This is a genomic window from Rhodococcus sp. P4_B6 (genome assembly GCF_056402215.1).
Map to the genome: position 1 here is coordinate 1 of NZ_JBFUHV010000337.1, position 4,195 is coordinate 4,195.

Here is a 4,195-nt window from a genome sequence, read left to right on the forward strand (position 1 = left end):
CGTCCGAGGCGAGTAGTTCTTCGATGCCGTTGTCGAGTAGTTCGGCTTGCCGGGCGAACGTGTTCTCTTCCGCGAGAAGAGGGTCACTGTCGCCGTATCCGGGGCGGTCGATGGTGATCAGGTCGAATCCATTGCGGTTGGCGATTTCCGCGAACGATCCGGCAGCCGAGCCCGGCACATCGAAGTACCGCCCGGTGTAGAGACCACCGTGCAGGGCAACGAGCAGCGGCACTTGCGGGTTCCGGTGCTCCGAGGGATACAGGTGCGCCGCAAGGCGGTGGCTCTGTACCACAGTGCTGAGTGTACGCATGAGGTCGTCTCCGTTCGAGTGAGGCGGATGCGTGTGAGCGCCGTCGGCCGCCTCACCCGCGGGTTGGATGGTCAGATGAGAGGAGTGATCTGGTCGTCGCGGCCGAGGAGGGCCTTGCCGTAGACCTCGTAGTTGACTGCCGGCAAGGTGACCGCATGGCGTGCAGCGACATTCGAGTCACGCCAGATGCGTTGCAGCGGGTTGTTTTCCCCGAAGCTGCCGGCGCCGTGTGCGGAGACGAGGATGTTGATGGCCTTGGTGATGTGGTCGAGGACCCAGCCGGTGTCGGCGCGGACACGGGTACGGGCGATCACGTCGGGGTAGACGCCGCTCGCCGCGGCGGTGTCGATGTCGTCGGCGGCCCGGTAGGCGTGCAGGTGGGCGGTGTCGATGAGCATCGCGGCCTCGGCGATCTGGAGCTGGAAGGCCACCGAGTCGGACTGGGCGGTGTAGAAGGTGTAGGAAATGGCCTTCGTGTCGGCTTTGGCGGTGACCAGTTCGAGGGCCTTGCGTCCCATGCCGAGCTGCGGGCCGGCAAGCACGAGCGAGAGCAGCGGAACGAACGCCGACCGGTACAGGATCTCGTCGGTGTGCTCGGTGGCGTAGTCGCCGCCGATCGCGGCGGGGACGGGCAGGATGCGGTGCTCGGGGACGAATACGTCGGTGGCGATCAGGCAGTTCGACCCGGAGGATTTCATGCCGGCGACGAACCAGGTTTCCTCGAAACCGAGATCCGTGCGGGGGATCAGCGCGAGTCCCTGGTCGATCACCTCGCCGTCCGCGTTGGTGATCGGGATGCCCAGGACCGCCCAGCTCGCGTGCCAGGAGCCGGAGTTGTAGTACCAGCGGCCGGTCACCTTGAAGCCGCCATCAACCTTGACTGCCTCCGAGGTCGGGGAGAGCACTCCGGACACCTTCGCATCAGGCGTGTCGGCCCAGACGTCGTCCTGTGCCTCTTCGGGGAACAGGCCGGTCAGCCAGGCGCAGACGTTGCAGAGGGTGACCACCCAGGCGGTGCCGCCGTCGGCCTCGCCTACTGCCGCGGACACGTCGAGCATGATGCGCATCGAGGTCTCGTAGCCGCCGTAGCGGCGGGGCTGGGCGATCTTGAAGGCGCCGGCGTCGGTGAGGGCGGTGATCGACTCCTCGACGACGCGGCGGTCCGCTTCCCCTTGGGCGGAGTTCTTCGCCAACAGCGGTTGCAGATCGCGGACGCGGCCGACGATCTCGTCGGCACTGGGGACGGTGGTGTGCGGGGTATCGGTGACGGTAGTCATCGGGAATTCCTTCGAAGTTCTTCGGACGGGGGGAGGGCGGCCTGACCGGACCGAACGGGGGCGTCAGTCCGGGGTGCAGGCGGTGATGTGGTCGATGATCGGTCGGCGGGGACGTTCGGTGAACCGGGAGTGGGTGCCGAAGGTGCGGTTGGCGTAGACCAGTGGCGGCCGTTCGACGTTGCAGGCCTTGGTGACCAGACCGATCAGGAGCAGGTGGTCGCCGCCCTCGACGGTGTCGCACAGCTCGCAGGTCACCCAGCCGGCGGCATCGTCGAGGCGGGGAAGTCGGGTGTCGGTGTGCCAGGAGGTTCCGGTGAATCGTTCGCCGCCGGTTCCACGGCTGGCGAAACGCATCGCGAGGTCCTCTTGCCCGTGGTGGAGCAGGTTGACCCCGAACCGGCCCGCGGCCACGATCCTGGCCAGCAGTGCCGACCGGCGGTCGAAGGCCACGGTGATCAGCGGCGGATCCTGGGACAGGGCCGCGAACGAGCTCGCCGTCGCCCCGTGCGGGCCGTCGCCGTCGGTGGTGGTCACGATCGTCACCGGTGCGCAGACCCGGGCCATCAGATCCCGGAAACGCTTCGGATCGATGCCGGACTCGGTGGTGGGCGCGATGTCGGAGGTGGTGGTCATGATGGGCCTCCCCGGGTCGTGGGTGGGTGGGTCAGGTCAGTGGGCGCCGACGAGGACGGTCATCGGGTCGGGCAGATCGGCCTTCAGCGCCCAGGCGCGGTTGGTGAGCTCGTCGACGGATGCACCGCTGCGGCGGGAAACCAGCATCGCCTCGGGGTCGAACGCGGGCCCGACGGAGTCGCCGGCGTATTCGGGACCGTGCATGTACTCGGTGGCCTGCTCGGGTTCGGCGAAGTTGTCGATCTGCATCTCGACGAAGTTGTCGTCCGGGTCCTGGTAGTACAGCGAGGTGGTCACCCCGTGTGCGATGGAGACGGCGGGCAGAACCCCTTTGCCGCGGAGCAGCTCGTATCGGTCGAGGAGGTCGTCGAGGTGGTCGAAGGTGTAGGCGACGTGATGTGCGGCCGCGGTGATCGGGCTCTTGCGTTCGAGGGGCATCGGCGGGGTCAGCAGGGCGACGCGGTGGTGCTCCTCGTCGAAGGTGATGAAGCACAATGCCTTGTCCTGGTAGACGACGTGACCGTCGAGGACGGCGCAGTAGAAGTCCCGCATTTCGGTGGGCTGGGCGGTCTGGAAGACAACGTGCGCGAATTTCGGGGTTGCCGACATGACGGTTCACTCTCCTGTGGAGGGGTGCGCAAAGCACCGCTGGCTACGTTGGTGAGACGGGTGAGCTTGTCCGGCAACGGGTTCGCGCGTGCATCCCAGGGCCGGGACCCCTTCGGGGCGATCGGTGACCTGAGACGGCCTCTTCGTTTCCTGTTACCTAGCTCACTTCCGGTTGAGATTCACGTTAGAGCCGGCGCAGGGGTCTGAATATCCGGTTTGCGCTACTGTTCGTCCAGTAGGCGAACCGGCGCAGAGAGCGTCGCTGACAGGGCAACGGCGCCGTCGTCAGCTCTGGCGGGTGCCGAGTGTCCGCGAAGGAGTTTCGCCGAATTTCTGCTCGTAATACTGCGCGAACCGGCCGAGGTGGTTGAACCCCCACCGGAACGCGACCTCACTCACCGTGCAGTCGGGGTCGCGTTCGAGCAGATCTGCCCGCACCCCGTCGAGGCGCAGATTGCGCACATACTCCGACGGGCTCATCTCGAACCGATCGAGGAACAGTTTTTGCAGTTGTCGCACGCCGACCCCGGCGGCCTCGGCGAGATCGGGGACAGTGTGCTGGGCCCCCGGTGCCGCCTGAAGTAGGTCGAGGACTTTGCGCACCGCTGCCGGATTGTCGGAGTCCTCGCCGCTCCTGAGGATCGCTTCGCTCATCGAGTGCCCCTGATTGGCCAGCAACCCGCTGATCAGGGCACGTTCCAGGTGGCCGATCTGCGCGATCAGGGCAGGATCAGGAATCGGCCCGGGGTCGGCGATCGTGTCGAGCAGGATCTGCAGCGTCGACGCCCACCGCCGGCCGGCGGTGGTGGTCAGGTCGAAACCGATGTCGAAGCGCACTCGCCCGTTCACCGGTCTGCCGAGGATCCGACCGAGTTCCTGTTCGAGCGCGGCCCGATCGATCTTGATGCTGACCTGGGTGTTGTCGGCGGCCCATCGCGACAGGAAGGTGTGCTCGCCGGGGGTGTACACCGCCGCCCGCTGCGGGGTCGCCACCACATTCTGCGGGCCGCAGCTGGTTTCCAGCGAACCCGTGAGCGGTAGGTCGATGTGATAGCCGCCGACGGCGCCCGGGTCGATCAGGACATCGGCGCCGAATCGGACGATGCCGACGGTCATATGGGTCAGGCGTACCGCCAGCATCCGCGCATCCGACAGCTGCTGAGTCCCACCGACGATCTCGAGCCGCGCCGGGTAAAAGGCCTCGTTGATGTTGGCCCGATAGACGTCGAAGTCAYCGGTGGCGCAGAAGATCCCGCGCCGAGACCGAGCGGTCTCGTCGGTGAATGCTGACGCCGGCACATCAACCATGGTTGATCCTTGCTTTCTGGTGTTCTCGGTCCCATGATACGAGGCCCGGTTGTGACGG

The 4,195-nt window shown here is 66.5% G+C and carries 5 protein-coding genes; all 5 read right to left on the reverse strand.

Going from position 1 to position 4,195, the window contains the following annotated elements; translation table 11 throughout:
• Positions 1-310: alpha/beta fold hydrolase (locus AC1DWT_RS49870; protein WP_477926132.1), on the reverse strand; the 310-nt coding region annotated here is incomplete at its 3' end.
• Between the two features lie 71 nt (positions 311-381).
• A complete protein-coding gene (locus tag AC1DWT_RS49875) occupies positions 382-1,587 on the reverse strand; it encodes an acyl-CoA dehydrogenase family protein (RefSeq protein ID WP_206015506.1) in 1,206 nt (401 codons plus the stop codon).
• A 63-nt stretch (positions 1,588-1,650) separates the two neighbouring features.
• On the reverse strand, positions 1,651-2,220 hold the full coding sequence (locus AC1DWT_RS49880; protein ID WP_206015507.1) for a flavin reductase family protein: 570 nt from the start codon (positions 2,218-2,220) through the stop codon (positions 1,651-1,653).
• A gap of 36 nt (positions 2,221-2,256) precedes the next feature.
• Positions 2,257-2,829 carry a VOC family protein gene (locus AC1DWT_RS49885; RefSeq protein ID WP_206015508.1) on the reverse strand — a complete coding sequence of 191 codons (573 nt, stop codon included), beginning with the start codon at positions 2,827-2,829 and terminating at the stop codon, positions 2,257-2,259.
• A 285-nt stretch (positions 2,830-3,114) separates the two neighbouring features.
• Positions 3,115-4,137, reverse strand: a complete 1,023-nt coding sequence (locus AC1DWT_RS49890; RefSeq protein ID WP_477926133.1) for an AraC family transcriptional regulator — start codon at positions 4,135-4,137, stop codon at positions 3,115-3,117.
• Positions 4,138-4,195 lie beyond the last annotated feature (58 nt).

Excerpts from the sequence above, each read along its gene's own strand:
- AC1DWT_RS49875 (WP_206015506.1), bottom strand. The coding sequence starts at position 1,587 with ATGACTACCGTCACCGATACCCCGCACACCACCGTCCCCAGTGCCGAC.
- AC1DWT_RS49880 (WP_206015507.1), bottom strand. The coding sequence starts at position 2,220 with ATGACCACCACCTCCGACATCGCGCCCACCACCGAGTCCGGCATCGAT.
- AC1DWT_RS49885 (WP_206015508.1), bottom strand. The coding sequence starts at position 2,829 with ATGTCGGCAACCCCGAAATTCGCGCACGTTGTCTTCCAGACCGCCCAG.